Here is a 25173-nt window from a genome sequence, read left to right as displayed (position 1 = left end):
ATTGGCAGCATCTGCTTTGTCGGGAGGAATTGGCAAACCGGGGCACTGTTCTTCATAGGGAATATCCGGTGATACCCACTCTTTCCATTCCTGATGGCTCATGTTGCGACCGAGTTTTTTGCACAGTGCTTCGGTTCAGACTTCGAATACTTCCCACAGTCGCAATGCGTGGTCCCAATCGACTGACACAATGCGTTTGCCGTCCAGGTTGAAAGCAGCACTGCTAATTTCAGCTAAATTCTCTTTCACAAAAATTAGATGATTTAGTTTTAGATATTCAATCTGTAAAGCTTCATCGGTATTTGCTGAGCGAACTATTTGGTGGCCAGCCAGAACTTTGAATAGCCCTTGAATAGTTCCTCCTGGTCGCAAGACGGAAGTCATCGTTCCACCTTCAGCAACCAGACGCATGGCAGTAGTGCCCAGTAATGCTTGTTCTGCTTTAACTTTGGCTTCAAGTGCTTTTTGCTGAGCAATAAAGTACCCCGCCGCAAGCGGCGGGGTATTAAACCCTGCGGAGATTAAACATAAACACAACAAAGCCTATTAACACGATTACGATGACAACAACGCTGATTACCCAACGCCGTCGGAGTTGCTGCTGCTTCTGCCTCTGGGTTTTCTTGAGTTGCTGACTGGCTTGTCCATGTTGCAACGCGATTTGGGCCAGGCGGTCATGCACCAGTTCGATAGAGTCGCCTTCTTCCAGGCTTTCATGGCGGATCAAACGTTTACTGATCAAAGTGTTGATCTGTTCAAGGGTAGCCAGTTTTTCGGATTCTGCGGATCGCACGGGATACGACAGGCGCACGCCATTCGAAGTAATTAGGTATTTTTCAACAAAATCGCGCACGGTTTTCGATAAGCCATCTGAGCTCATCAATCAGGTTTCGTCGCTACGCCACAATTGCGCCGCGCCACGCACACCGGAACTGTCGCCATGCGCGTTTTTTAGAATCGGTGTGATGAACTCATCGTTAAACACATAATGCGCCACGCGCGCTCGGCCTTCGGAATAAAGCCTGTCGATATTGGAGAGTCCGCCGCCGAGGACAATGGCGTCCGGATCGAGAATATTCACCACCATTGCCAAAGCACGGCCAAAGCGGTCAAAGAAACGCTGCATGGCAGCTTCCGCTGCGGCATGGCCTTGTGCTGCATGCGTTACGATGTCGTTGGCGTTGAATACACTGTTTCCGCCGTGGCGATGGAAGTCGGCTGCCAAGCCGATGCCGGAAATCAATGTTTCGATACAGCCTTTATGCCCGCAATAACAATCCGGTCCATCCAATTCCAGGATATTGTGGCCCCACTCGCCGCCGATGTGCTGATGGCCCTGGTGCAATTGCTTGTTGAACACGATACCGCCGCCCACACCCGTGCCCATGATTACGCCAAACACCACGCCGTAGCCTTTTCCCGCGCCATCCAGTGCCTCGCTCAAAGCAAAGCAATTGGCATCGTTGGCGATGCGTAACGGCCGGCTCAGCAGTGCTTGCAAATCCTCGAGCAATGGCTGCCCATTCAGGCAAGCGGTATTGGAATTCTTCATCCTGCCGGTTACCGCCGAGATGGCGCCAGGTGTGCCGATACCAATCGAACATTGGCGGCCAACTTCGGCTTCAAGCCGCCCGACGAGTTGGTCAATTTTGTGTAAAATGGCTGGATAGCCTTCAGATTGCTGGGTGTCGATACGTTTGCGCAACAACTCGTTGCTATCGTTATCCAGCACCACGCCCTCTATTTTTGTACCGCCGAGATCAATGCCAATCCGCATGTTTGAATCTCAATAATCGTTTTTTCACAGAGATTGCCTATGATTCCGGGCGCTCCGCATGAATACCAGCACCCCCTTGTCCGTCGATATCGAACGGGCTTCGGTGCCGATTGGCGCGAGTTGCCAGTCGCCAGTAAGTAGCAGGGTGTCGCCAAAGAAAGCATCGCCTTCGAGCAACAGACATTCTTCAGCGTGTGCAAGCGTGCGTTGGGACGGTGCCCAGTTGGTATCAGCAGCAATGCGAACAATCGACGAGCAAGTGTGACCATCGTCGTACAACGGCTTGCTGGATACACCCGGTGCCAGATCCGACCATTCACCCTCGTTGGCACGGATGGTGATCAATTCACGGCCATCGCCGGGTAAAAAGGCGGTGAGTAGGTCGCGGGCAATTTCTCCGCTGTGTCCTACCGGTATGCCACGTAAGTAGAGCAGGGCGCCGGTTTCTGACGATATTTTGCCATGACGGCTGCCAGCGCGTGCCAAATGGTAATCGCCGGTACTGACCGTGAGGTCTCCGAGACTGGCTGAGCCGCGCAGTACCACGCATTCCTCGTCTTCATGGTGGCGATGCGTGGGAAGGCTGGCACCGGGTGCGATATCAAGCAAGAAAGCACGGCTGTTTTTATCCAGGGTTTTGGCACGAACGCCGGGACGAATCTTGCGCCAGTTGCCTTGTTCGCTACGAATCGTGATACGGGATGATTCTGCGGTGATGCTGGCGTGAATGCGTTGAAAAAGCTGGGTACGGATTTTTGAGCGCTGCTGCACGCTAGGCTGTAATGACGTTAATCCCTCCAGTAAAGCAGATTCGACTTTTTCTGCGTGTTGCGGATTTTCCGAATCTAATGAGTAGCGTTTTTTCATCGTTCAAAGCCTTTGATTAAATCGTCTTTCAGCACATCGTGCAATTGCTTGAGCGCGCGGCGGATGTGCGATTTTACTGTACCCAGTGCCATGCCGGTAAATGTGGTGATTTCCTCATGTGTCAAGCCGCGAAAAAAAGCCAGCGTAATCAATTGCCGTTGCATCGGCTCGAGTTGCTGTAGTGCCTGATTCAATAGTAAGTTGTTTTGCGTGGCTGACAGTAAATCGTGCGGATCACCATCAGCAGCAGGTTCATCGATCAGCAAAAGCGCCGGTTCTTCACACAGTTGCGCGCTATCTGCTTTGCGTAAATAATCCAGTGCCCGGCTACGCGTGATCGTCAATAGCCATGCGATGACCTTGCCACGTTGCGCATCGAAACGCAGCGCTTCGCGCCAGACCTGCCAATATACATCCTCACTGACTTCTTCCGCCGCTTGCGGGTTGCGTGTGATGCGCAGTGCCACGCCATAAACCCGTGCCAGCGTCGCTTCGTATAATTGTGCCAGCGCTTGCTCATCACGACCGGCAATCGCGGTGACCCAAGCCTGCATTTGCGCTTCTTCGGCATCGCGGCCACTGCATGGTGTTGCATGATTGATCACTGATGACACACCTTGTTCATTATGATTATCAGCCTTTCTATAGCGCCGCATGCTCGAACCCCTGGCACCAGCTGGGATGCAGTATTGCCGTATCGTATAAATAATTCAATAGCATCACACCAGAAATTGACGGTAATACGGGGTGATAAACCGGCTGCGCGCTAATTTCCTTGGAATGCTCACATCACCCGGTTGCAGCCATTAATGAAATGTAAGCTTTTGTTAACCTATACGCAGCAAATATGAATTTGGATGCAAGCGGATGGGGGCGTCCGAGAATAGCATCCTTCGTTGATGTGATCATTGACCGCAACGGCTTGGCATATGATCAATAAAAATTCTGACTCAATTTAAAGCAGCGCGCAAAAATATTTCTTTTTTATAGCGTTAGCGCATTCATCTACTGGTTTATCCACAGAAATTGTGGAAAAGATTTTCCACTGACTCCTTATATTTTTCTGTTTTTCTGCATCCGGATTTTAAACGCCTGCGTATTAAGCAGTGGAGTGGCCTGAAGAAAGTATTTCTTTCAGCAGACTTCATGGATTCCCAGTGGGTGCCGGTCGCTATCCTGGGAAAAAATAAATTGAAATTAAGTGATAGGAGAATCAATCATGATCATGAAACAATCGAATCAGGGCACATCAAATGGGGTGAAATATCTGCTGATTGCGCTCATCTGCGGATTGATTGCAGTCGATGGAATGAATTCAGCGCTCGCTGATTCAGGTAAGTCGATAGAGCGGCAAGCCGAAGTCGACGAAAATAAACATACTGAAGACGGTGAAGCGGATCCACGCTTAGTCATCAAAAGCGATACGGTTGCGGCCAGGCTAGGGGGGTACCATGGAATTCTTGCATTTTTGCATAACTTCGCAGTGCCAGCCTTGCTTTCCGATAGTGAAATTGTATCGTTCTTTGGCAATTTGACGACGACGCCGGATGATATTGAGCGCTGCCTGGCCATGATGCTGGATCACGATCTGGGCGGATCATCGCGGAAGAGCGGCGCAGTACTCGAATCGGGGCATCAATGCCGCAGTTCCATGGCGAAGATTCATCGGGGAAGAAATATTCCGGATGAAACCATCACAAGATTTATTCACATCATTGGAGAACAGGCTGCGCTTGCCGGTGTGAGCCAGGCGGATATTCAGGCGATTGCTAAGGTGCTTGAGCGCAGCCGTGGCGGGGTTCGTAACAAATAACCAGCGCATAGTCAGCTTGATACCCCCACTGTTTGCGGTGGGGGTTTTTCATATTACGGGGTTTAACAGGCCGTTAAAAACGTTTTGAGCCTGTTGTTAATACCGTAGCGCAACAGCCGGTTTTTCAGTGACTTACTAACCGCTGATCTTCTCGAAACTGCCGTCATCTCTTCTAATCCATACTTCTCCAGTAACCGCGTCACTGACGGTTGTGGCATCGGTCGCAAAGCAATCGGCTACGATCTGATTGGTGTATGTTCCTTTTGTGAAATAGTTGACTGGCGGTGTCATTGCGACGCCAGGAAAATTTGCTACTAATGCTGTGACGGCTGATGTAATATCGAGGCAAAGATCGGAGTTGACGACCATATTGGCGGTGTCAACCGGCGCATTCATGGTGCAGTGTTTAACATTTGCCGCGGCATCGACGATGGTTTTAATGGGATCGGGCAAGCCCGGAATGTTGATTGCCAAGCCTTTTATTTCTGATGAAGTCACGGTATTGCTGCCGAGTACGGAAGTGTTGCTCGCAGTCGCTTGTCGCGGTGTTTGGCACAGATTGGTGTTAGAAAGATCAGGCGCAGGAATGCATGAACCATTTGAAGTGATTGTGACGACATTGCCGCTTTGGCTATAAGAAATTCCAGTGGGAATTTTTGATGCATCACAAGCGGCAATACTGCCGTTGCCTCCGGAACTGTTGATTTGACTGATCACATTGGCAAGGGTGTCGATCTTTGCGGGCGTATTTCCGAAAATACCGCCGAGCACATACACAGTATTGTCGCTTTTGTTGACCCCGGCATAGATTTGCGATTCCGGGTAATATCGATACAACCAAGGTTCAATCTTTTGCGTGACCTGGCGGCTCGGAAAGAGTTGCGGGTAAGTATTTTCGGCCCAGGTAAGCAGAATCTCGGTATCACTGGCGGTGTCGGCTGCAGCGAAGTGGCTATTGCCGACTAGGATGACTGTACAAGCAGATAAAATGAACGCTTTCATGCGGTGTTTCATGCGAATGGTCTCCGTGGATTGAATAAAAAATGTTTGAATGACTGGAACATATTCGAGGTATTCCGAAAATGGCGAGGATTACTCTGAGTGCGCTAGTTGGGTGATATCTTCCGATGGGTGTAATGCATGGGAGTAATCAATGCCTGTCCATACCGTTCAATAAAAATGGTGATAAACATTAGCATGTTATTCGTTGGGATCAGTGCATGATATGGACGGATAAAAGTACTTGTTTTTCCATTATAAAAAGAATTATCCTACAAAAATAAGCGCAATAATCTTGCTATCAGGATCTGCCATAGCGATTGATATGCCGACAGATTTATTTTCTTACGATGCTGTATACCGTACAATCATTGGTGATGAGTTAATGATGGGATTTGAGCAAGCGTTTGGGAAAGTACCCGGCTTTGTTGTGCTGTTTCAACTGATTGATTATAGAGAGAAACTTGTGCAATGGTGATTTGGTAACAGCACCGGATTGTCGGCTGAAAAACAATTACGATGGATCGTTATTGATTGATAACGAGAAGATATGAATGTTATTGGGAGTATTGAATAAGATGAGAAAAATGATATGCAGCGCATTAGAAAGTAAATTGACAACAATCGCAGCGGCCGGCTTGATACTGGTATCAGCAAGCGCGTCAGCGGATACGCTTGACTTCAGCGTACTTTCACCGGGAACCCAAGGCAACACTGTCCTGGTGCTGCCGCAAGCGACGATAACGTCTTTGGGTGCCGATATCTTCGTAGGTGCCGCGAGTATTGATCATGAAATCTGCGCATTGACCAGCGGATTCGACTGTCAAGCGGACATGAAAATTGATTTTGCCACTGCAGTCAATGGCCTCAAGTTTGTGACGTCCGGATGGGATGCCGGTGATCACGTTGACGTCAATGTGTATGACGGTGCTGTGTTACTGGGCACAGTTGGGAAATCAACCGATGGTCTGGTTGATTTGACCGCATTTTCGCATGTGACGAGTATTTATTTGGATGATTCTTCGACCGGATCTGGATTTGGCTATGACCACTTCATCTTCGCCGTTCCCGAACCTGAAACCTACGCGATGCTGTTAGTCGGACTGGGATTGCTGGGTTTCGTCGCACGCCGCAAACGTGCACACAGTATTTAACCTGATTATTTTCTACAGGAATCTACTATGAAGAGAAAACAGATAGCAAGTGCGGTTGCTTTGCTGACGATGCTACCCTGGTTGTCCGGCTGTTGGATGCTGGCGGCTGCCGGGGCGGGTGCTTATGGCGGGTATCAAATGAAGAAAGAAGGCTATACGCTACAGAATCCGATCACTAAGGAAGAAGATAAAAAGAAATCGACCAAATAGGATTCTTAGTAATTTGGCTGTCAATGTAAATTACTTAGCTTTTTTCTCAGAATCTTGCGGATTTTCCTTGTGCTGGAAACTTTCATAAATCATCAGTGCGGCACCGATAAAAATGGCGGAATCGGCAATATTGAATGCCGGCCAGTGACTATCGCCGATGTAGAAATCCAGAAAATCGACCACATGACCGAGTGTGATTCGGTCGTATAAATTGCCTAGCGCACCGCCCAGAATGAAACTCAATGAGAAACAGAATAATTTCTCATGACGGTATTTATTGAGCAGATAGATAATCAGCACAGCGGCGCTGCCTGCAATGCCGCTCAGGAACCAGCGCTGCCAGCCTGATTCCTCGCTCAGGAAACTAAACGCAGCACCGGGATTGTAAGTCAGCACCAGGTTAAAGAAACCGGTCAACGGGATTTTCTGGCCGAACTCCAATGCGGATTCCACCCAGTACTTGCTGGCAAGGTCTAATGTCAGAACAATCAAAGCAATGCTCAGGCTGATATAAAGCTTCATAGTGAAAAGTTTCCGGTAATTGATATTGGGTGTTACGCATAGTGTCGTTCTTCACCACGACCATAAAGATTGGTGACGCAGCGTTCACACAGCGTGGCATGTTCCGCGTGGTGCCCCACATCTTGGCGGTAATGCCAGCAACGCTCACATTTTGCGTGTGTGCTGGATGTCACGGAAATACCTTGCTGCTGCGGATCGCTGACTTGAATCAGCGTGACTGCGGAGACAATCAGCACAAAACGTAAATCGTTACCCAATGCATTGAGCAGGGTAAAGTCATCGCTATTGGTGCGTATCTCGACCGCTGCCGCCAGTGATGAGCCGATTTCCCCCTGCGCCCGGGATTCTTCCAGTTTCTTCAGCACGTGCGAACGCAACGTGCGTATTTTTGCCCAGCGTTGTTGTAATAACTCGGTATCCGGTTGCGCTGGAAAGGTATGCCATTGATGGAGTAATACGCTGTTTTCGCTATCGCCGGTCAGGTGTTCCCAGACTTCTTCCGAAGTAAAGCTCAAGATCGGTGCAAACAGGCGTACCAGACTGTGCGTAATGTGATACAGCACAGTTTGTGCCGAGTGGCGCGGTATGCCTTTGGCTGCCGCTGTGTACAGGCGATCTTTGAGGATGTCCAGATAGAAGCCACCCAAATCTTCAGAGCAGTAATTATGCAGTTGATGCACCACTTGATGGAACTCATAGCGCTGATAGCTTTGGGTTAAATCTTGCTGGAACGCTGCAGTAAATGCCAGCATGTAGCGATCGATTTCCAGCAGGTCGGTGACGTCAACCAAGTCTGTTTGCGGATTAAAATCCATCAGATTGGCCAACAAGAAACGCAGCGTATTGCGGATGCGGCGATAACTTTCGACCACGCGCTTAAGAATTTCTTCGGAAATGGAGAGTTCGCCGGAATAATCCGTCGATGCCACCCATAAACGCAGAATATCAGCACCGGAGGTATCCATCACTTTTTGCGGCGCGATGACATTGCCCTTGGATTTGCTCATTTTGTGGCCGGTGCCGTCGACGACAAACCCATGCGTAAGCAGTGCATCGTAGGGTGCGCGGCCGTCGATGGCGCAACCGGTCAGCAGTGAAGATTGAAACCAGCCGCGATGCTGGTCGGAACCCTCCAGATACAGATCGGCCGGGAATTTGAGCTGCGCATTCGCTTTGACAACGGTGTCGTGCGTGGTGCCGGAATCAAACCACACATCCAGCGTATCGGTCAGTTTTTTATAATCGCTGGCGTCTGCGCCGAGCAATTCTGCAGCATCCAGTGCGAACCAGGCTTCGATGCCTTGCTGTTCCACTTTTTGCGCGACTTGTTCGAGCAATTCAAGCGATCGTGGGTGCGGTGCGTGGGTTTCCTTATGCACAAAAAGCGCCATAGGGACACCCCAGTTGCGTTGGCGTGAAACGCACCAGTCCGGACGATTGTTGATCATCGCCTCCAGGCGGGCTCTGCCCCATGCCGGATAAAATGCGGTGGACTCGACAGCTTGCATGGCTAAGTCGCGCAGGTTTTTTTTCTGTGCCGTTGCTGCAGTTGTGTTATGTAGATTCATGCCGATGAACCACTGTGGCGTGGCGCGAAAAATGATCGGTGTTTTATGGCGCCAGCAATGCGGGTAGCTGTGATCGATTTTTTTCAGACAAAACAGATGCTCGCTGGTTTTGAGTGTGTCAATGACCACATCGTTGGCTTTCCACACGGAAAGCCCGCCAACCAAAGGCGTATTGGCGATAAATTTACCATCGCCAGCCACCGGGCTTTCGCTCGGCAGGCCATATTGTTGTCCCACAAAATAATCGTCCAGACCATGCGCCGGTGCCGTATGCACAAGACCTGTGCCGGCTTCCAGCGTGACATGTTTGCCGCAGATGATGTTGACCGTGCGCGGTTCAAACGGATGCTGCAATGGCAAATGTTCCAACGCCTGGCCTTTGCAGGTCGCCAGTGTTTCACCCGTTAAGTCGTAGCGTTCCAGGCACGCTTGTTTCAGTTCGCTGGCGAGGATCAGCAAGCCACGTGGGGTTTGTACCAGCGCATAGTCGAAATCCGGATGAACGCTGATTGCTTGGTTGGCGGGCAGGGTCCATGGCGTAGTCGTCCAAATAATCGCATAGATTGGGGTACTTGCAGGGATGACGACACCAAAGGTATCGCTGAGCAATCGGTACTCGGACGATTGCACGGTAAAACCGACATCAATCGCTGGTGAAGCTTTGTCTTCATATTCCACTTCCGCTTCAGCCAGTGCGGAGCCACAGTCGATACACCAATTGACCGGCTTCTGACCCTGATACAGATAGCCATTTTGATAAATTTTCCCCAAGGCGCGAATAATGCCGGCTTCTGTCTTGAAATCCATCGTGAGATAAGGATGGTCCCAGTCGCCCAATACACCCAGGCGAATGAAATCAGCTTTCTGGCGCTCTACCTGCTCTTTGGCAAAAGCCCGGCAGAGTTCGCGCACTTTATCGGCAGGTAAGTGCTTGCCGTGTTTTTTCTCGATCTGATGCTCGATGGGCAGCCCATGACAATCCCAACCCGGGACGTATGGCGCATCGAAACCTGCAAGTGTTTTGCTTTTGATGATGATGTCTTTAAGGATTTTGTTGACCGCGTGACCGATATGGATGTCGCCATTGGCATAAGGGGGGCCGTCATGCAAGATGAATTTGGGGCGTCCTTGGCTGGCAGCGCGGATTTTCTGATATAGATTTTTTTCTTGCCAGGCTTTCAGCATGCCGGGCTCGCGGCTGGCGAGATTGCCACGCATCGGGAATGGTGTGTCGAGTAAATTGAGGGTTTTCTTGTAATCAGTCATGAACTAAAGAACTAAAAATGAATGGGTTAAAGGGCGTTACATAAGCTACTTGAATGGATTGGCGCCGTCATGAAAAAGTCTTTTGCCTGCGTGACATCTTTTTCAATTTGCCGGATGAGCGTGTCGATATTCGCATATTTTTCTTCATCGCGCAGTTTGTGTAGAAAATCAACCTGCAAATGCTGTCCATAAATTTCCCGGTTAAAGTCGAACAAATGCACTTCCAGTACCGGTTTGCCATTTTCATGCACCGTCGGCCGCACACCCAGGCTGGCGACACCGGGCAGTGGTGTAGCAGGTGACGATCGGATGGCGCCATGCACCGCGACAACAAAGATACCTGACAGTGCTGGGCGATTATATTTCAACTGAATATTTGCAGTTGGAAATCCGATCTGCCTGCCTAGTTTGTCGCCGTCAATCACCCGTCCGCTGATGCTGTACGGTCTGCCCAGTAGTTCCTGGGCGGCATTCAGGTTGCCATGAGCGAGCGCTTGCCGGATAGCGGTACTGGAAACGCGCTGGCCATTCATGATCACGCTGGGCATGATTTCCACCGCAAAGCCATTTGCCGTTGAAAGGGCTTGCAGCATAGCGAAATCACCGGCACGTCGTGCCCCGAAACGGAAATCATCTCCCACCAGCAACCAGCGGACAGACAGCGCTTGGTTCAGAATGCGCGTGATAAATGCTTCCGGATTGATTTCAGCGAAATCATCATTGAAGCGGCAGATATGAATGCAGTCGATTCCCGCCTGGATTAGTAATTTCAGTTTTTCCCGTAGACTGGTCAAGCGGGCAGGGGCGTGATCCGGGGCGAAGAATTCGCGCGGATGCGGTTCAAAAATCATCACGCAAGCAGGAAGCCCGAGTTTATTGGCAGTGTCTTTCAGGCGCGCGAGCATGGCTTGATGGCCTAAATGAACGCCATCGAAATTACCGATGGTGAGTGCAACCGGTGTCTTAGCGCATTGATATGACCGTCGCCAAGTGTGCATGGCCGGGAAACCTTAAAATTGGTCATTTTAGCGTGTTTAAGGCAAACAGGTCTAGCGAGCTGTTGAAAAACGTTTTCGAGGCAGGCGGAAATGGGTGAGAAAGCGCGATTTATGTGTGCTCAGTCCTTATTTCTTGGTGGACTATTGTCATGATGGCAATCCACCAGCGGTCGAACCTGACTGATGATGTCTTCGCCGCCGGCTGCGATGTCGATACCTCGGGCAACGTGGCTCTTGCGGTAACCGTACAGGAAATAGAAAATTAGCCCAATTCCGGACCAGATCGGAAATACCAGTTTGGCATCGGTGGGCAGGAACAGAAAAAGCGTGATACAACCCACCACGGCAAGCGGTCCCACTAGCCAGATTCCAGGCGCTCTAAAAGGCCGCACGCGATGCTTATCCTTGACGCGCAGTATCATCACCGCGAATGCCACGACCATGAAGGCAAACAGCGTACCGGAATTGGAAATGTCCGCCAGCTTACCGACCGGCAAAAAGGCCGCGGCGATGGTCACACCGAGGCCTGTCATGTACGTAACAATATGTGGCGTTTTGAAGCGTGGATGAATACGACTCAACACTTCCGGCAGCAGACCGTCGCGCGACATGACGAAAAAGATGCGCGTCTGACCGAACAGCATCATCAGCACCACTGAAGGCAGCGCCAGGAAAGCAGTCAGTCCGAGCAGATTGCCGATCTTTTCCCATCCGATTTCCCGCAGGACCAGTGCCAGCGCTTCACGCGAACAAACCAATGGTTGTTGTCCGGCGGTGGTGAGCGATTGGCATTGCTCAGCTAACGCCAGTGAACCGGGTGCCAAGCCTTTGCCGGCTGCATCCAGCACCGGCTGTGCGCCGATGGCGCCAATCGCACCCATCGAAATCAGCAGGTAAAAGACAGTGCAGATCATCAGCGAACTGATGAGTCCGATGGGTACATTGCGTTGTGGATTCTTGGTTTCCTCCGCAGCGGTCGAAACCGCATCGAATCCCACATAGGCAAAGAAAATGGAAGATGCCGCCGCGACCACACCCACTTCACCCAAAGGCAAGAAAGGCTGGAAATTCTCAATGTCAGCGACTGGTAGCGTAAGCGCAATAAACAGTGTCAGGATGGCAATCTTGATGGCAACAAGCACCGCATTAAATTGCGCGCTTTCCCGTGTGCCGATAACGAGGAGTCCAACGACTAGTATGCACACGAAGATTGCCGGTAAATTGATGATACCGCCGGCAAAAGGACCATTCGCCAGCGCAAAGGGAATTTTGATCCCCAATGAATGATCGAGGAGCCCGACAAAATAACCTGACCATCCGACCGCTACGGCGCTTGCAGCTACGGAATATTCGAGCATCAGCGCCCACCCCACCAACCAGGCCACCAATTCACCCAGAACTGCATAGGAATAGGTATATGCGGAGCCGGAGACAGGCACCATGGAGGACAATTCGGAATAGCAAAGGGCTGCTACGATACAGACAAAACTGGCAATGACAAAAGAGAGCATCATGCCAGGGCCGGCTTTCTGCGCAGCTTCGGCGGTCAATACAAAAATACCCGTCCCGATGATCGCGCCGACGCCCAGGAGCGTTAATTGCCATGCGCCTAAGGTGCGTTGCAGGCTTTTCTTTTCTGCTGTGGCCAGAATGGCATCTAGTGATTTTACGCGCCAGAAAATCATGAATGGTTCCTTTCAGTGAATGCAAATGTCTTCGATAAACCGGGAATTCTGCGGGGACATAGTGTACAAGAAATGACGCTGGCGTAAAGATAAAATGGAGCCGCTGGCCGACTCCATCATTGTGCAAGTCTTATTATTTAATTCTCGCCGGATGATCGGTGTTCATGCGGTTTAAAAACCATACTACCTGGATAATAGACTTTTCCCCATTTAACCAACGCTTCCAGTATGGGCCGTAAATCTTCTCCCTTTTTTGTCAGACGATATTCATGGCGTAGCGGCTTTTGTTGATAGGCTTGTTGCATGACGATTCCGGCAATTTCCAGTTTCTTCAGCCGATCCGCCAGAATGTTTGTGGCGATGCGTTCGGGCGATGTGATCAGTTCCTGATATCGCTTTTTACCCAATAATAGGTCGCGAATAATCAACAATGTCCATTTGTCGCCGAGCTGATCCAACGCGCAGGCAATCGGACAACACGAGCGCTCAAAAGTGGATTGATCCGGATTATCATTCATCAATTCATGTACCTTATTCAGCGGATAAACGATTACAGTGGCACTGTAGTACATTCGCTTGCAATTAGCAAGTCTATGAGATAAAGTTGCTTGCATTGTACAAGTAGATATTAAGGTTGTATTAATCATCATGAGGATCACTGATATGTTAAAACTGTATCAATTTGAACGCACCTGGGGTATTCCTAATTTAAGCCCTTTCTGTTGCAAAATCGAAACGTACTTGCGCATGGCGGATATCGGTTATGAAATTAAATCAACACTTCCGTTGCGTGCGCCGAAAGGTAAATTGCCCTATATTGAGGATGGCGGCAAAGCATTGGGTGATTCGCGTTTTATCATCGCGCATCTTAAATCAACCTATACAGATCTGGATAAAGAGTTAAATGATGCAGAGTTGGCAGTGTCGTTGGCTATGCAGCGTTTGCTTGAGGAGCATTTGTTCTGGGCTGCGCTATATTCACGCTGGCAATACACCGACGCAAACTGGCAAACCAACAAGCAAGCCATTTTTGGAGGATTGCCGCCTATTATTCGGGATATTGTCGCCAGCCGCTGGCGTCAAAAAATTAAGCGGCAGATCCACGGTCACGGTACCGGCAGGCATCAGGCTGAAGAAATCTTCACATTGGGCAAACAGGACATTGATGCGTTATCCGCAAGCCTTGGCGATCAGCAATACTTTTTAGGCGACCGGCCTACTACGTTGGATACTTCGGCGTTTGGTCTGCTGATCAATATCATCGGCTGCCCGATTGAGTCACCGCTGAAGGAATATGGCTTATCCAAGCATAATCTGGTCGACTATGTAAACCGGATCAAACATGAGTTTTATCCGGAATTGCAAATGACGCGCTAAGGATTATACAAAAAGGGTGGCGCACTCCCAGAGCATCGTGCCATTGGTGAGCAATATCTCACTGTATCTGGGACAAAAATTCTCATAATGTGATCCCTCTGAAGATTAATTGCAGCGTGGATCTGTGTGCGCTATCGTTTAATCACGGCGGATTGGCAATGTGGAAAACTGTTTCAAGCAAAATCCAATTGCCGGAAAGTGAGATAAAATGAACTTGAAACGACTTTCGAGATACACCAACAACTTAATTGAGGAGGCGAGCATGCGCACTTTTCTCGTATTGATCATGGCTTTTCTAGCTAACCCTGTTTTCGGTTGCAACAGTACGCTGTTGGATCAGAATTTTCGCAAACTTGCAGCACCGGAAACGGTGAATTTATGTGAAACTTACTCTGGCAAAGTGCTGCTTATCGTCAACACTGCGAGTAAGTGTGGCTATACGCCACAGTATGAGGGCTTGGAAAAATTGCACGAAAAATATGAACAGCAGGGACTTGTTGTACTGGGTTTCCCATCGAATGATTTTATGGGTCAGGAACCGGGAACCGAAGCGGAAATTCAGGATTTTTGCCGCCTTACCTTTGATGTTAAGTTTCCCATGTTTGAGAAAACACTCGTGAAAAAAGAACATGCTCATCCCCTTTATGCACAGTTGGCCGAGCTATCCGGTACCTACCCAACGTGGAATTTCCACAAATACCTGATCGGTCGCGATGGCAAATTCATCGCGCAATTCAGTCCGCACACAAAACCCTTTGATTCAGTTGTGACGACAGCCATTGAGCAGGCTTTGCAGCAATAAGTTGATGAAAAAACAACCTCATTCTTCTTCCGATTCGGCACACGAGCAAGAACCGGAAATAGGCGTTCTGTCGATCCTGATACTTTCTTTGTTTATCGGACTAATCGCCGGTGCCGGGGTCGATAAGTCGCATATTCTGCCAATTGCGTGTATTTCTGCAGTCGTTCTCTTAGTCAACAGAAAAAAATTGCTGCTGGAAAAACTGCAACGCAAGCGGAGGATGGCCCACAACCAAGTCTCAGCACGGCGGAAGGAAATTATGCATGGACAGAACGAGGGCAGTTTGCTGTTACAGTCAAGGGGGAATTGTATCAGGAGGCAATTAGGCAATTAATACAGGAAAATGCCGTCAATGCAGATTCAGATCCTAACGCACAGATTTTTCAAGCCCATCTGATGCCGGATAACGACAATTCCTGCGACAGCGGTGCCGTGCGGGTGGATATCAACAATCGGACTGTCGGCTACTTAAGCCGGGAAGATGCCCAAAACTTTCATCGCCGGTTGGATGAGAAGCAGCTCTCGAACCGAATAACTATTTGTAATGCCATTATCACGGGTGGTAATGAGGTGGATGGCAAAACTTTCAATTACGATGTGAAGCTGGATATAGAATCACTTGGTTAGTTTTGATGATTTAAATCGACACCGATCTTTTTATTCTATTTTAGATTCAAGTGTCTTTTTAATCTCTTCGGGATTAACTTCCTGTACCGAGAATGCTGCAGAAGTGTTTTATTTAAAAAATTTATTAGTGATTATTTGAGCAGCAACAAATCCAATCACCAGTGCGATTGTTGAATAAAAAATTACTTCAATAATATCAAACATTTGTCACCTTATTCAATATTGTCTTATAAAATTCAGGTATATGTTATGCAATTATATAGTGATATGGGGTGGCTGATGGGACTCGAACCCACGACAACCGGAATCACAATCCGGGACTCTACCAGCTGAGCTACAGCCACCATAAGAAAAACTAAGGCAAATTGGTTTAATTTACACAAACTGTGTTGAGTAATGTAGTCCACACTATATAGAAATATTTGTGGCGTGCCCGACAGGGATCGAACCTGTAACCCCCAGCTTAGAAGGCTGGTGCTCTATCCGATTGAGCTACGGGCACCAAATCGGGCTGCTCTAAATATTAGGGCTGAAATTGGTCGGGGTGGAGAGATTTGAACTCCCGACATCCTGGTCCCAAACCAGGCGCGCTACCAGGCTACGCTACACCCCGGAAAAGGCGTCACTATACCTTCTTAGGTTTGAAACGTCAATTTCTTCGTATGCGAAGATAAGAATTCTGCCTTCTATTGCAAGTATAGGAATTTAGAAATGTTGGTATTGTACGAATAATGTCACAAATGAGTTCTGGATTTTTATACTATTTTAAGTTGAGACATGTAATGAGCTGGATAAATAACTTGTGATCTAATGTATTTTCTGATAATAGTATACGATTTTTGTACGCTACCGGAATTAAGGAACCTTAAAGAGATGCCAAAAGAGCTACAGAGTAAACAAGTGACGCCCTATGAACCAAAAGCAGGTGAGGATTATATGAGTCCTGCCCAGCTCACACATTTTCGTAAGATATTGGAAGGTATGAAAATTGAATTGGGTCAGGATATTGATCGTGCGGTCCACACCATGCAAGATGACGCTACAGTGTTTGCTGACCCCAACGATCGTGCTAGCCAGGAATCTGATATGACACTTGAGTTACGCAACCGTGATCGTGAGCGTAAACTTATCAAGAAGATCGATGAGATAATTGGAAAAATAGACTCTGGGGATTATGGTTATTGTGAAAGCTGTGGAATAGAGATTGGATTAAAGCGGCTTGAAGCCCGGCCGACTGCAACACTCTGCATTGACTGCAAAACGTTGGATGAAATGCGTGAGAAGCAAATAGCTAAGTAGGTGTATATGGAAGAGTAATCAATCTGAATCGGTGGTGGAAATAAAAAACCCTGTGTAGATCACAGGGTTTTTTAATATTTAATAGTAAAGACTAAAGACAGCAGAATTTTATTTTAGGATTCTTCTTCTGTGGCAGAGTCGGAATTATTTTCATCAACAGATGCGGCTTTCATGCTTAATCGTAACCTTCCTTTATCATCGGCTTCAAGCACCTTGACGCGTACTTGTTGACCTTCATTCAGATGATCGGAAACATTGTTAACACGTTCGTTGGCAATTTGTGAAATATGTAATAAGCCGTCTTTCCCAGGCAGAACGCTGACAATAGCACCAAAATCAAGTAATTTTAAAACTACACCATCATAAATTTTTCCAACCTCAACTTCAGCGGTAATATCTTCAATACGTTTTTTGGCAAGCTCACCACCTTCAGCGCTGACACAAGCAATTGTTACTTGACCATCATCGGTAATATCAATCGTGGTACCGGTTTCTTCCGTAAGTGCGCGTATAACGGCGCCACCTTTACCGATGACATCACGAATTTTTTCTGGATTGATTTTGAGTTTGATGATACGTGGTGCGTGAACTGAGATATCCTCGCGAGTCGAAGGCAGCGCCTGTTTCATGATTTGCAGAATATGCATGCGCCCTTCATGCGCTTGTATTAGTGCGGCATGCATGATTTCTTTGGTGATACCTTGAATCTTAATATCCATCTGCAATGCGGTAATGCCTTTTTCGGTACCCGCTACTTTAAAATCCATATCACCCAGATGATCTTCATCGCCAAGAATATCGGTGAGCACAGCAAAGCGATTCCCTTCTTTAATCAAGCCCATGGCAATGCCGGCAACATGAGCTTTGAGTGGCACACCCGCATCCATGAGCGCAAGGCAGCCACCACAAACCGATGCCATTGAACTGGAGCCGTTGGATTCGGTAATTTCAGATACGACGCGTAACGAATAACCAAATTCTTCCGGAGAAGGCAGAACAGCCGCTAAGGCGCGCTTTGCAAGGCGTCCGTGACCGATTTCCCGGCGTTTTGGAGTGCCGACACGGCCTATTTCCCCAGTGGCGTAGGGAGGCATGTTGTAATGCAACATGAAGCGATCGTTGTAATCACCCTGAAGTGAGTCAATCTTTTGCTCATCGCGTGCTGTGCCCAGTGTTGCCACCGCTAATGCTTGAGTTTCGCCGCGTGTGAAGAGCGCTGATCCATGTGTGCGGGGCAGTACGCCATTCCGAATGGTAATAGCTCTGACGGTGCGTGTACCACGGCCATCAATGCGAGGTTCCCCATCTAAGATTTGATTGCGTACGATTTTGGATTCCAATGCAAAAAAAGCTTCCTTGAAGGTTTGCAAATCGGGACCGCCTTCGGTATCAACACCGATTTCAGTCGATATGCGTTGACTGATTGCTTCAATAGCTTCAGAACGCGCTTGCTTCTGTTTTATCTTAAAGGCTTGCCGCAAGTCGGTTTCTGCCATCCCAGCGATTTTTTCTACAAATGCAGTATCTTTTGCAGGTGGTGTCCAATCCCAGGTAGTTACACCTGCTTCATCAGCAAATTCATTGATTGCATTGATAACCGCTTGCATTTGCTCGTGACCATACACAACAGCGCCAAGCATTACTTCTTCAGGTAATTCCATCGCTTCGGATTCGACCATCAGAACGGCTTGTTGCGTACCTGCAACCACTAAATTCAGTTGAGTATCCTTAAGTTCTGAAATAGTTGGATTGAGCACATATTCATTATTGATGAAGCCGACGCGAGCTGCGCCAAGAGGACCATCAAATGGTATGCCGGAAAGGATGAGCGCTGCTGAGGTCCCGATGATAGAAGGAATATCTGCATCCACTTCATTGTCAGATGACATGACAGTGGCGACGATTTGCACTTCATTATAGAAACCTTCGGGGAAGAGTGGGCGAATAGGGCGGTCAATAAGCCTGGAAGTGAGAGTTTCTTTTTCTGATGGGCGACCTTCCCGCTTAAAGAAACTACCAGGTATTCTGCCTGCAGCATAAAATTTTTCCTGATAATCCACGGTGAGTGGAAAGAAATCCTGGCCAGGTTTTATATTTTTTGCACCGACTACGGTAACAAGTACAACTGTATCGTCCATTGTAACCACTACAGCGCCATGTGCTTGTCTTGCTATCTCTCCCGTTTCCAGCGTAAGCTGATGACGTCCGTAGGTAATGCTCTTCTTGATGGGTTTCAATTAACAATCCTTTTCTAATTCTGATGAATTTTTCCGAATTTTAAATCGCCATCAAACCAGGTTACTGGTTGTAAGGAAATTTTAACGGAAAATGATCTACTTAATTTGCAGCTGACCGGGTTTGCGGAGAGCATTTATTTGCGTAAACCAAGGCGTTCAATCAGTGTCTGATACGTATCAGCATTGCGACGTTTAAGATAGTCCAATAGCTTACGACGGCGACTTACCATACGTAGCAGGCCTCTACGCGAATGATGATCCTTGACATGTGTTTTGAAATGCCCAATCAGATCGTTGATCCGAGTTGTCAAAAGAGCAACTTGAACTTCTGGAGAGCCAGTATCTCCGTCGGCTCTTTGATAGTCGCGCACTACCTGTGCTTTTTGGTCGATTGTGACTGACATAAATGATTTCTCCAATTCAATTAATTACCAGTGTAAAGAAAAGCCGGAATTTTACTCTTTAATATTGTTCTTGTCCAAATCAGATCGGGGTGTGGAATGATTAAAAATGATCGGGGGTAGAAAATAAGGATTGCTTTGACGATATGTATTGATAAATTTATGTGATACAGGATCTTATGTTTTTTAGATTTTTGTAAGTCGTATGTTGGAAATGCATGTATTGAGGAGCGAATCTGGGAATGGCTGGATAAACTTGGATAGCAAAAGAATCAATGCCGTGATTGGTTGTACATCAGCAATTCTTTTGGTTATCCAAGTTAATAGTAAGTAAGGCTTGTTATCAGCAGAGTTAAACTTGCGAGTTTTCGCCGCCATGTCCTGATGGGTTGGTAAACTGATCATTCAATGTTTGAATGTAATCATTGGCTTCGTTAATGATTTCATCAATGGTTTGCTGCGTTACTTCATTCCAACCAGCTGGACCTTGCAGGAACATTGGACGATGAGCAGCAGTGCTCTTGTTGAATGCCTGCATGTACTGCTTGTATGTTTCATGATCCTTGATTTCATCCGCCAATTTTTTCAGCAATCTATTGGCAACTGCACGACGGATAGAAAAATGAATGTAAATAACGCCGATTACCAGCACTAAGGCTATGACCAACGCGGATGTCTCACCTTGCATAAATTCAGTCGGGAATGTTTTGACAAGACTCCAAGATTCGCTCAGGGTAAGTGCAATACCCGCTAATATTGCTAATGTACTAAAAACCAAGCCATCAAACAGCATAACTTTGCTTTTCCATTTTTTCAGCATATCAGAGAGTTTGTTGACAACTTGATTTTTAATGCCTTTTGCTGTTTGTTCAAGTTTGCCAACAATACGGTAGGAACGCTCTACTTCGATTTGGTGCATGCGTGCATCGATATCAGCCATATCCTCTTCACGTTTTTTTTCAAAACGTTCTCTAATATGGGGATTCGCAATCGGGACGGCGGCACTTGGGTTATAAATTCGATAGAATCGTCCAGTGACCAAGCCAACTTCAGCCAATGAGCGTTGCCAAGCTGAGACGACTTCCTCAGGATTGTCTTCTTGTGCTGTGACATCGATTTGATTCAGAATATAAAGAAATTTATTGGCGTCTGCGCGGTTAACACTGGCCGATACTAAATACGCCAAAGTGTCTTGCATCGCTTTCGGTTCCGGATGGCGTGCATCAAAAAACACTAACACAAGGTCAGACAAATTAATGATGTGTTGAGTCAAGCGTAATGTCGATGCACGCTGGTTATCGGCATCAAAGCCGGGAGAATCGATGAGAATTTTTCCGCGTACGTTTTCAGATGGGCATGTTTTTAGTTGCAAGTAAGCATCAATACGTTCTTGTCCGGCTTCGGAGATTTCTTCAATACTGCGGCTTATCTGAAAAAATGGAAAACGTGGATCTGCATCGAGTGCAATGCCTGGCAGCGTCTTTGCTTCATTATGGCGGCTGTAGCAAATCACTGTGAATTTGTCATCGACAGCCTGGTTGCCTGTACGTTGAAGTGGTAAGTTTAAGTAGGAGTTAATATAGGTTGACTTGCCGGCAGAAAACGTACCCAATACGGCGATCATGGGCCACCACGTTACACAAGTTGCATAGGATTCATCCTTATTGATTAATCCCATGCTATGACCAACATAATCCATTTTTCTAAAACTTTTTACCGCGTTGGCCAGAGTCGGATTATCAGGATGCTCGTCGGCAAGATGTTTTTGTAGACTTTTTAGGTACTTATTGATTTGTGTTGAACTATGTGACATAACAGTTCCTTTTCATTCTTATAAAAGTGCACCCTCAACAAGATGCTGTACGGGTGATATTTTTGGTTTGTTTATTAACGCTGTTTGCATGAATTGATGCTGTTTTTCAAAAAGTTATTTGGTTTTTTTATAAAAAAGGAATGTACACTAACCAAAACTTTTTTGAATCAAAAGAAAACAGGTATCGCGTCATTGTTTGGTATAACACATTCAGTACTGTACTAGTATTTATGTTAAAAGTTAAAGAAACTAGCCCGGGGATTCTACCAAGAACAATGCTGCCTTGCTAGCAGACCGTTGAAAAACGTTTTCGAGGCAGCCGATACCAGGCAAGAACAGGCGAGAAAGCGCAGTTTATGCATAATAAATGAGCATTCTGAACCTGTTTTTAACGCCGCAGCGGCAATGCAGGTGGTTTTTCAACGGCCTGCTAATAAATGGTATTCCTAATGTTCATGCGATATTTGCGTAAACTAATATTAGTTAGCTGGTTGTGGTTTGTAATTTGGAGAAGTGCAACGTTGATTGCACAAGCATAATCATAAAAAGAGTTAAGATAAATCGGCTGTTCAGCTGGAGACAATTTTAGAGATGACGACAGAAAGCAATAATGAGCAACACACAACGCATTCCGTTCACGTAGGCCGCTATATACTCATAGGCTGTCTCACAGTGGCACCATTGTGGGTTACCTGGCTGGTATTTGATTTTTTATTAAATTTGTTGGCGCGTATCGGGGATCCTTTGTTAAAAGGAATGGCGCATGCAGTACGTCCGTTTTCAGATACGACAGCCAGTTGGTTGCTGGATTCGAATTTTCAGCATGCGGTTGCCGCATTGTTGACCATAGCCAGTCTGTACGGTATTGGATTGTTGGCATCTTTTGTCATTGGGAAAAAGGTGATTAGTATTTATGAGAACATACTAGCCAGATTGCCATTAGTACAAACAATCTATGGTGCCACTAAACGCTTTTTGCATACTATCAGTCAACCGCCTGTTGCCGGACAACGCGTCGTTCTGATCAGTTTTCCGTCGTCGGAAATGAAGGCTGTCGGTTTTATCACAAAAATCATACAAGACAAGCATAGCGGGAGAAAATTAGCTGCGGTTTATGTACCAACCGCGCCCAATCCGACATCCGGTTATATCGAAATCCTGCCAATAGAAGATGTCATTCTAACGGACTGGACCACCGAAGAAGCTATGACATTTGTGGTGACAGGCGGCACCAATGCGCCCGAAAGTCTGAATTTCTCGAACAAGCAGAAGCAGCCAGACGCCTGAATAACGTTGCATCAGTGTATTTTTACACAGGCAACGGATACGGAAGCGGCTTGATTGTCAGCACAGGGCCTCGCAATGATTGCCAATGAATATCACAGGTATCAACGCTGCTTTGCTGGATGACCGCCAAAACATCAAAGCCGCCATGCGGAGACAATGCAGCATTGACGATGTTGCCGCTGGATTGATCATCCATATCCATGCTGAATAAGGCATCACCGGCGCTGATTGTTTCGGTTGTGGCGATATGGGCCAGAAACATGCGTCGCTTGAGTTTGCCAAGATACTGGGTGCGTGCCACGATTTCCTGACCAGGGTAGCAGCCTTTTTTAAAGCTGATGCCGCCAATGGCATCCAGATTGATCATTTGAGGCAGAAATGCTTCCTGGGTCTCAGGCAGAATGGTGGGAATCGCGGCTTGAATAGTCAACCAATCCCAGCAATCGGTGCCAACAGGCGCGGCGTGCTGATTGAGGTGCTCCCAGAGCATGGGGGCATTCTCGATCGGTGTGATCAATTCCATGCGCTGCTGTGAAAGGTAAAGAATGCTGATTTTTTCGTGATGCATGACTTGCAGCGGTTGATCCGGATTGTGTGGTGATTCTGTAATTTCTTTAATCAACAGAGCGGCATTCGGACCTGCAATGCCGATTCGGGCCAGATCGTTGCTTGCATCGGTCAATTGCACTTTGGCACGTAGTACATAGAGCGCTAAACGCTTTTGCATCGAAGCAGTTAAACTGACGGGCAATTGCATTAAATAATCATCGCCTTGCTGCCACAGTAAAAAGCTTGCCAGTACCCGGCCTTTGGACGTGCAATAACTGCCATATTGCGCCTGCTGTAGATTAACTTCCCGAACATCGCAACTGAGCTGACTTTGTAAAAAGGTTTGTGCGTCATTTCCAGAGAAACGAATCAAGCCATGGTGGGAAAGATCGGTCATAATGGTTCCGGTCTGCGCATTTTTACGTTCTGTTGTGATATCACCAAAATGCATCACATAATCGTTCTCAATAATGGCGTGACAGTTACGCAGATAGGTTTGCCAGACTGGATTCATGCAAAAAGAAAGACTATGAATAGTAAATAGGCGTGATTATACGATATCCCGTCGGGGTAAAATCAAGAGCCAATCTCAGGAAATTGGCCTTCACCTTCTGAAATGTTAATGATCGATAAACCATTTTGATATGGCCATTTTGTCCATTCATCGCAAACCTTCATTTCAACTCGTGGCGTTACTCAGTCTGGTACATATTGCTGCGGCCGGTTTATTATGGCCGTTGGCGCTGCCCTTGGGTATTAAGGCGATTGTCGCTATCGCGCTGGTCATCAGTCTGGTTTATTATTTGCGGCAGGATGCCTTGCTCATCGCAGACAATGCGGTGATAGTTTTTGCGCTATCTGATGAAATGCAATGCATCGTAACCATACGCTCGGGCGAATCAATGATTTGTAACATACTAGGTAATACCTTTGTTGCGCCTTATCTGACGGTACTGAATCTGAAGCCTGTGGGGGAGCTCTTTACGCGCAGTGTAGTGATACTGCCCGATGGCATTGATGCAGAGGAATTCAGGCAATTACGGATATGGTTGCGTTGGAAGTGGAAAAATAACAGTGAAATTGGATAATTCAGGTGCCTCGATTTTGATCATCTAATAGTTTTATATATCGTATGATATTGATCTTAAAAGTAATAATGAAGTTAATTTTTTTTATTTGTCTCTTGGCTGGTTTGTTCGGCTGTAAAGCGATTTCAAGCATTAATCAACGCCCGTCCCTGGATGTTAAGCTGATTGGTGTATGGAGCGGTGAATACCTGGAGGAAGGTGGCACGGTAAAAAAATGGATGCAAACAAGAAATGCTGATGGTACGTATGCGATTGAATTTAGTTTTGTGGAAGTGGATGGCACTATCAAGAGCTTTGCTGAATCAGGTCGGTGGTGGGTTCAAGATGGTTTATTTTATGAAATTGCTTTGCCTGAAAAAGAACAACCTGATAGATATCAGTATTCTTTTAAAGCAAAGAAATGTGTCAGTTTTGTACTCGCTGAAAGTGACGGATTGATTGAGGAAGCTAATGGTTATGTGTTCAGCGAATGTCTTGTAGCGGACCCGTCGCCGGCAAGCATTGGTGGATCAATTTGAGTTTATAATCAAACGGTTAGTAAATCTATAAACGATAACGCGAGAGCTTTCTCTTTATGAATCTGTATCTCATTTTTGAGAGAAGTTGAGTTTTATTCTGACTACCGCTGCGATATTTTTTATTTTTATGTAATGTGCAAATTATTATTTCTGATCTCGCTAGATTTCCTAAAACTCAAAATTTATTCAGAGAAAAGTGCTTACATATGTAATTCCTTGTTCATAAAATGGAAAAATGATGGCTAGGCATAAAAATTCCTTGATGTGGAGAATGTTATTTATGACAAATGACTTGACTTTAAGGGGTAAGGTCGAC

Annotated in this window: 26 protein-coding genes and 3 tRNA genes; 11 read left to right on the top strand and 18 right to left on the bottom strand. The window is 47.0% G+C overall.

Going from position 1 to position 25173, the window contains the following annotated elements:
* Nucleotides 1-135 precede the first annotated feature (135 nt).
* The 5 genes from Q0K92_RS05360 to Q0K92_RS05340 are packed head-to-tail and all read right to left on the bottom strand — an operon-like array spanning nucleotide 136 to nucleotide 3300.
* Nucleotides 136-540 carry a WD40 repeat domain-containing protein gene (locus tag Q0K92_RS05360; protein ID WP_297324775.1) on the bottom strand — a complete coding sequence of 135 codons (405 nt, stop codon included), beginning with the start codon at nucleotides 538-540 and terminating at the stop codon, nucleotides 136-138.
* Nucleotides 506-883, bottom strand: coding sequence for a hypothetical protein (locus Q0K92_RS05355; RefSeq protein ID WP_297324774.1), 378 nt, complete (start codon nucleotides 881-883; stop codon nucleotides 506-508). The genes Q0K92_RS05360 and Q0K92_RS05355 overlap by 35 nt, the downstream gene beginning before the upstream one ends.
* The gene (locus tag Q0K92_RS05350; protein WP_297324773.1) at nucleotides 884-1777 is read right to left on the bottom strand and encodes an ROK family protein; all 894 of its coding nucleotides are present in this window, start codon (nucleotides 1775-1777) and stop codon (nucleotides 884-886) included.
* A 24-nt stretch (nucleotides 1778-1801) separates the two neighbouring features.
* The gene (locus Q0K92_RS05345; RefSeq protein ID WP_297324772.1) at nucleotides 1802-2644 is read right to left on the bottom strand and encodes a cupin domain-containing protein; all 843 of its coding nucleotides are present in this window, start codon (nucleotides 2642-2644) and stop codon (nucleotides 1802-1804) included.
* On the bottom strand, nucleotides 2641-3300 hold the full coding sequence (locus Q0K92_RS05340) for a sigma-70 family RNA polymerase sigma factor (protein ID WP_297324771.1): 660 nt from the start codon (nucleotides 3298-3300) through the stop codon (nucleotides 2641-2643). Before Q0K92_RS05340 ends, Q0K92_RS05345 begins: the two co-directional genes overlap by 4 nt.
* A 563-nt stretch (nucleotides 3301-3863) precedes the next feature.
* Here Q0K92_RS05340 and Q0K92_RS05335 point away from each other — a divergent pair.
* Entirely contained in the window at nucleotides 3864-4457 is a 594-nt protein-coding gene (locus tag Q0K92_RS05335; RefSeq protein WP_297324770.1) for a hypothetical protein, read from the top strand.
* A 135-nt stretch (nucleotides 4458-4592) separates the two neighbouring features.
* On the opposite strand, the gene Q0K92_RS05330 is transcribed toward Q0K92_RS05335, so the two are convergent.
* A complete protein-coding gene (locus Q0K92_RS05330) occupies nucleotides 4593-5471 on the bottom strand; it encodes a hypothetical protein (RefSeq protein WP_297324769.1) in 879 nt (292 codons plus the stop codon).
* A 310-nt stretch (nucleotides 5472-5781) separates the two neighbouring features.
* Between Q0K92_RS05330 and Q0K92_RS05325 the strand changes: the two genes are divergently transcribed.
* From Q0K92_RS05325 to Q0K92_RS05315, 3 genes are all read left to right on the top strand, one after another.
* Nucleotides 5782-5934, top strand: a complete 153-nt coding sequence (locus tag Q0K92_RS05325) for a hypothetical protein (RefSeq protein ID WP_297324768.1) — start codon at nucleotides 5782-5784, stop codon at nucleotides 5932-5934.
* 136 nt (nucleotides 5935-6070) lie between these two features.
* On the top strand, nucleotides 6071-6610 hold the full coding sequence (locus tag Q0K92_RS05320; protein ID WP_297324767.1) for a PEP-CTERM sorting domain-containing protein: 540 nt from the start codon (nucleotides 6071-6073) through the stop codon (nucleotides 6608-6610).
* 27 nt (nucleotides 6611-6637) lie between these two features.
* Entirely contained in the window at nucleotides 6638-6820 is a 183-nt protein-coding gene (locus Q0K92_RS05315; protein WP_297324766.1) for a hypothetical protein, read from the top strand.
* A gap of 30 nt (nucleotides 6821-6850) precedes the next feature.
* Here Q0K92_RS05315 and lspA read toward each other — a convergent pair whose 3' ends face one another.
* The 5 genes from lspA to Q0K92_RS05290 all read right to left on the bottom strand — a co-directional run bounded on the left by lspA (nucleotide 6851) and on the right by Q0K92_RS05290 (nucleotide 13377).
* The gene (gene lspA / locus Q0K92_RS05310) at nucleotides 6851-7342 is read right to left on the bottom strand and encodes a signal peptidase II (RefSeq protein ID WP_297324765.1); all 492 of its coding nucleotides are present in this window, start codon (nucleotides 7340-7342) and stop codon (nucleotides 6851-6853) included.
* A 32-nt stretch (nucleotides 7343-7374) separates the two neighbouring features.
* Entirely contained in the window at nucleotides 7375-10176 is a 2802-nt protein-coding gene (ileS, locus tag Q0K92_RS05305) for an isoleucine--tRNA ligase (RefSeq protein ID WP_297324764.1), read from the bottom strand.
* A 26-nt stretch (nucleotides 10177-10202) separates the two neighbouring features.
* On the bottom strand, nucleotides 10203-11174 hold the full coding sequence (locus Q0K92_RS05300) for a bifunctional riboflavin kinase/FAD synthetase (protein WP_297324763.1): 972 nt from the start codon (nucleotides 11172-11174) through the stop codon (nucleotides 10203-10205).
* Nucleotides 11175-11293: 119 nt separating this feature from the next.
* Nucleotides 11294-12859, bottom strand: a complete 1566-nt coding sequence (locus tag Q0K92_RS05295) for an amino acid permease (protein WP_297324762.1) — start codon at nucleotides 12857-12859, stop codon at nucleotides 11294-11296.
* A gap of 137 nt (nucleotides 12860-12996) precedes the next feature.
* On the bottom strand, nucleotides 12997-13377 hold the full coding sequence (locus Q0K92_RS05290; RefSeq protein ID WP_297324810.1) for a helix-turn-helix domain-containing protein: 381 nt from the start codon (nucleotides 13375-13377) through the stop codon (nucleotides 12997-12999).
* A gap of 145 nt (nucleotides 13378-13522) precedes the next feature.
* On the opposite strand from Q0K92_RS05290, the gene Q0K92_RS05285 reads away from it, so the two are divergent.
* The 3 genes from Q0K92_RS05285 (at nucleotide 13523) to Q0K92_RS05275 (ending at nucleotide 15665) form a co-directional block, all read left to right on the top strand.
* Entirely contained in the window at nucleotides 13523-14236 is a 714-nt protein-coding gene (locus Q0K92_RS05285; RefSeq protein ID WP_297324761.1) for a glutathione S-transferase family protein, read from the top strand.
* A 262-nt stretch (nucleotides 14237-14498) separates the two neighbouring features.
* Nucleotides 14499-15038, top strand: coding sequence for a glutathione peroxidase (locus Q0K92_RS05280; protein ID WP_297324760.1), 540 nt, complete (start codon nucleotides 14499-14501; stop codon nucleotides 15036-15038).
* Between the two features lie 147 nt (nucleotides 15039-15185).
* Nucleotides 15186-15665 carry a hypothetical protein gene (locus Q0K92_RS05275; protein ID WP_297324759.1) on the top strand — a complete coding sequence of 160 codons (480 nt, stop codon included), beginning with the start codon at nucleotides 15186-15188 and terminating at the stop codon, nucleotides 15663-15665.
* A gap of 268 nt (nucleotides 15666-15933) precedes the next feature.
* Here Q0K92_RS05275 and Q0K92_RS05270 read toward each other — a convergent pair.
* The 3 genes from Q0K92_RS05270 to Q0K92_RS05260 form a co-directional block, all read right to left on the bottom strand.
* Nucleotides 15934-16009, bottom strand: a tRNA-His gene (locus Q0K92_RS05270).
* Between the two features lie 81 nt (nucleotides 16010-16090).
* Nucleotides 16091-16167 (bottom strand) — tRNA-Arg (locus tag Q0K92_RS05265).
* A gap of 34 nt (nucleotides 16168-16201) precedes the next feature.
* Nucleotides 16202-16278, bottom strand: a tRNA-Pro gene (locus tag Q0K92_RS05260).
* A 260-nt stretch (nucleotides 16279-16538) separates the two neighbouring features.
* On the opposite strand from Q0K92_RS05260, the gene dksA reads away from it, so the two are divergent.
* Entirely contained in the window at nucleotides 16539-16964 is a 426-nt protein-coding gene (dksA, locus tag Q0K92_RS05255) for an RNA polymerase-binding protein DksA (RefSeq protein WP_297324758.1), read from the top strand.
* Between the two features lie 113 nt (nucleotides 16965-17077).
* Here dksA and pnp read toward each other — a convergent pair whose 3' ends face one another.
* The 3 genes from pnp to Q0K92_RS05240 form a co-directional block, all read right to left on the bottom strand.
* Nucleotides 17078-19201 carry a polyribonucleotide nucleotidyltransferase gene (gene pnp / locus Q0K92_RS05250; RefSeq protein WP_297324757.1) on the bottom strand — a complete coding sequence of 708 codons (2124 nt, stop codon included), beginning with the start codon at nucleotides 19199-19201 and terminating at the stop codon, nucleotides 17078-17080.
* A 134-nt stretch (nucleotides 19202-19335) separates the two neighbouring features.
* Nucleotides 19336-19605: a 30S ribosomal protein S15 gene (gene rpsO / locus Q0K92_RS05245; protein ID WP_297324756.1), complete on the bottom strand. Its 270-nt coding sequence runs from the start codon at nucleotides 19603-19605 to the stop codon at nucleotides 19336-19338.
* A gap of 349 nt (nucleotides 19606-19954) precedes the next feature.
* Nucleotides 19955-21415 (bottom strand): dynamin family protein, encoded by a 1461-nt coding sequence (locus Q0K92_RS05240; protein WP_297324755.1) that lies wholly within the window; start codon nucleotides 21413-21415, stop codon nucleotides 19955-19957.
* Between the two features lie 591 nt (nucleotides 21416-22006).
* Here Q0K92_RS05240 and Q0K92_RS05235 point away from each other — a divergent pair.
* Nucleotides 22007-22702 carry a DUF502 domain-containing protein gene (locus Q0K92_RS05235; RefSeq protein ID WP_297324754.1) on the top strand — a complete coding sequence of 232 codons (696 nt, stop codon included), beginning with the start codon at nucleotides 22007-22009 and terminating at the stop codon, nucleotides 22700-22702.
* A 22-nt stretch (nucleotides 22703-22724) separates the two neighbouring features.
* On the opposite strand, the gene Q0K92_RS05230 is transcribed toward Q0K92_RS05235, so the two are convergent.
* The gene (locus tag Q0K92_RS05230) at nucleotides 22725-23765 is read right to left on the bottom strand and encodes a folate-binding protein (protein WP_297324753.1); all 1041 of its coding nucleotides are present in this window, start codon (nucleotides 23763-23765) and stop codon (nucleotides 22725-22727) included.
* Between the two features lie 130 nt (nucleotides 23766-23895).
* On the opposite strand from Q0K92_RS05230, the gene Q0K92_RS05225 reads away from it, so the two are divergent.
* Nucleotides 23896-24339 (top strand): protein YgfX, encoded by a 444-nt coding sequence (locus Q0K92_RS05225; protein WP_297324752.1) that lies wholly within the window; start codon nucleotides 23896-23898, stop codon nucleotides 24337-24339.
* 68 nt (nucleotides 24340-24407) lie between these two features.
* Nucleotides 24408-24857, top strand: a complete 450-nt coding sequence (locus Q0K92_RS05220) for a hypothetical protein (protein WP_297324751.1) — start codon at nucleotides 24408-24410, stop codon at nucleotides 24855-24857.
* Nucleotides 24858-25173 lie beyond the last annotated feature (316 nt).

This window comes from Nitrosomonas sp., assembly GCF_024282095.1.
Taxonomy (GTDB): domain Bacteria; phylum Pseudomonadota; class Gammaproteobacteria; order Burkholderiales; family Nitrosomonadaceae; genus Nitrosomonas.
The sequence above is the reverse complement of the archived record's forward strand: the minus strand, read 5'-3'. Positions and strand labels throughout refer to the sequence as shown.

Excerpts from the sequence above, each read along its gene's own strand:
- Q0K92_RS05350 (WP_297324773.1), bottom strand. The coding sequence starts at position 1,777 with ATGCGGATTGGCATTGATCTCGGCGGTACAAAAATAGAGGGCGTGGTG.
- Q0K92_RS05345 (WP_297324772.1), bottom strand. The coding sequence starts at position 2,644 with ATGAAAAAACGCTACTCATTAGATTCGGAAAATCCGCAACACGCAGAA.
- Q0K92_RS05340 (WP_297324771.1), bottom strand. The coding sequence starts at position 3,300 with ATGCGGCGCTATAGAAAGGCTGATAATCATAATGAACAAGGTGTGTCA.
- Q0K92_RS05335 (WP_297324770.1), top strand. The coding sequence starts at position 3,864 with ATGATCATGAAACAATCGAATCAGGGCACATCAAATGGGGTGAAATAT.
- Q0K92_RS05330 (WP_297324769.1), bottom strand. The coding sequence starts at position 5,471 with ATGAAACACCGCATGAAAGCGTTCATTTTATCTGCTTGTACAGTCATC.
- Q0K92_RS05325 (WP_297324768.1), top strand. The coding sequence starts at position 5,782 with ATGCCGACAGATTTATTTTCTTACGATGCTGTATACCGTACAATCATT.
- Q0K92_RS05315 (WP_297324766.1), top strand. The coding sequence starts at position 6,638 with ATGAAGAGAAAACAGATAGCAAGTGCGGTTGCTTTGCTGACGATGCTA.
- lspA (WP_297324765.1), bottom strand. The coding sequence starts at position 7,342 with ATGAAGCTTTATATCAGCCTGAGCATTGCTTTGATTGTTCTGACATTA.
- ileS (WP_297324764.1), bottom strand. The coding sequence starts at position 10,176 with ATGACTGATTACAAGAAAACCCTCAATTTACTCGACACACCATTCCCG.
- Q0K92_RS05300 (WP_297324763.1), bottom strand. The coding sequence starts at position 11,174 with ATGCACACTTGGCGACGGTCATATCAATGCGCTAAGACACCGGTTGCA.
- Q0K92_RS05295 (WP_297324762.1), bottom strand. The coding sequence starts at position 12,859 with ATGATTTTCTGGCGCGTAAAATCACTAGATGCCATTCTGGCCACAGCA.
- Q0K92_RS05290 (WP_297324810.1), bottom strand. The coding sequence starts at position 13,377 with ATGAATGATAATCCGGATCAATCCACTTTTGAGCGCTCGTGTTGTCCG.
- Q0K92_RS05285 (WP_297324761.1), top strand. The coding sequence starts at position 13,523 with ATGTTAAAACTGTATCAATTTGAACGCACCTGGGGTATTCCTAATTTA.
- Q0K92_RS05280 (WP_297324760.1), top strand. The coding sequence starts at position 14,499 with ATGCGCACTTTTCTCGTATTGATCATGGCTTTTCTAGCTAACCCTGTT.
- dksA (WP_297324758.1), top strand. The coding sequence starts at position 16,539 with ATGCCAAAAGAGCTACAGAGTAAACAAGTGACGCCCTATGAACCAAAA.
- rpsO (WP_297324756.1), bottom strand. The coding sequence starts at position 19,605 with ATGTCAGTCACAATCGACCAAAAAGCACAGGTAGTGCGCGACTATCAA.
- Q0K92_RS05240 (WP_297324755.1), bottom strand. The coding sequence starts at position 21,415 with ATGTCACATAGTTCAACACAAATCAATAAGTACCTAAAAAGTCTACAA.
- Q0K92_RS05235 (WP_297324754.1), top strand. The coding sequence starts at position 22,007 with ATGACGACAGAAAGCAATAATGAGCAACACACAACGCATTCCGTTCAC.
- Q0K92_RS05230 (WP_297324753.1), bottom strand. The coding sequence starts at position 23,765 with ATGAATCCAGTCTGGCAAACCTATCTGCGTAACTGTCACGCCATTATT.
- Q0K92_RS05225 (WP_297324752.1), top strand. The coding sequence starts at position 23,896 with ATGGCCATTTTGTCCATTCATCGCAAACCTTCATTTCAACTCGTGGCG.
- Q0K92_RS05220 (WP_297324751.1), top strand. The coding sequence starts at position 24,408 with ATGAAGTTAATTTTTTTTATTTGTCTCTTGGCTGGTTTGTTCGGCTGT.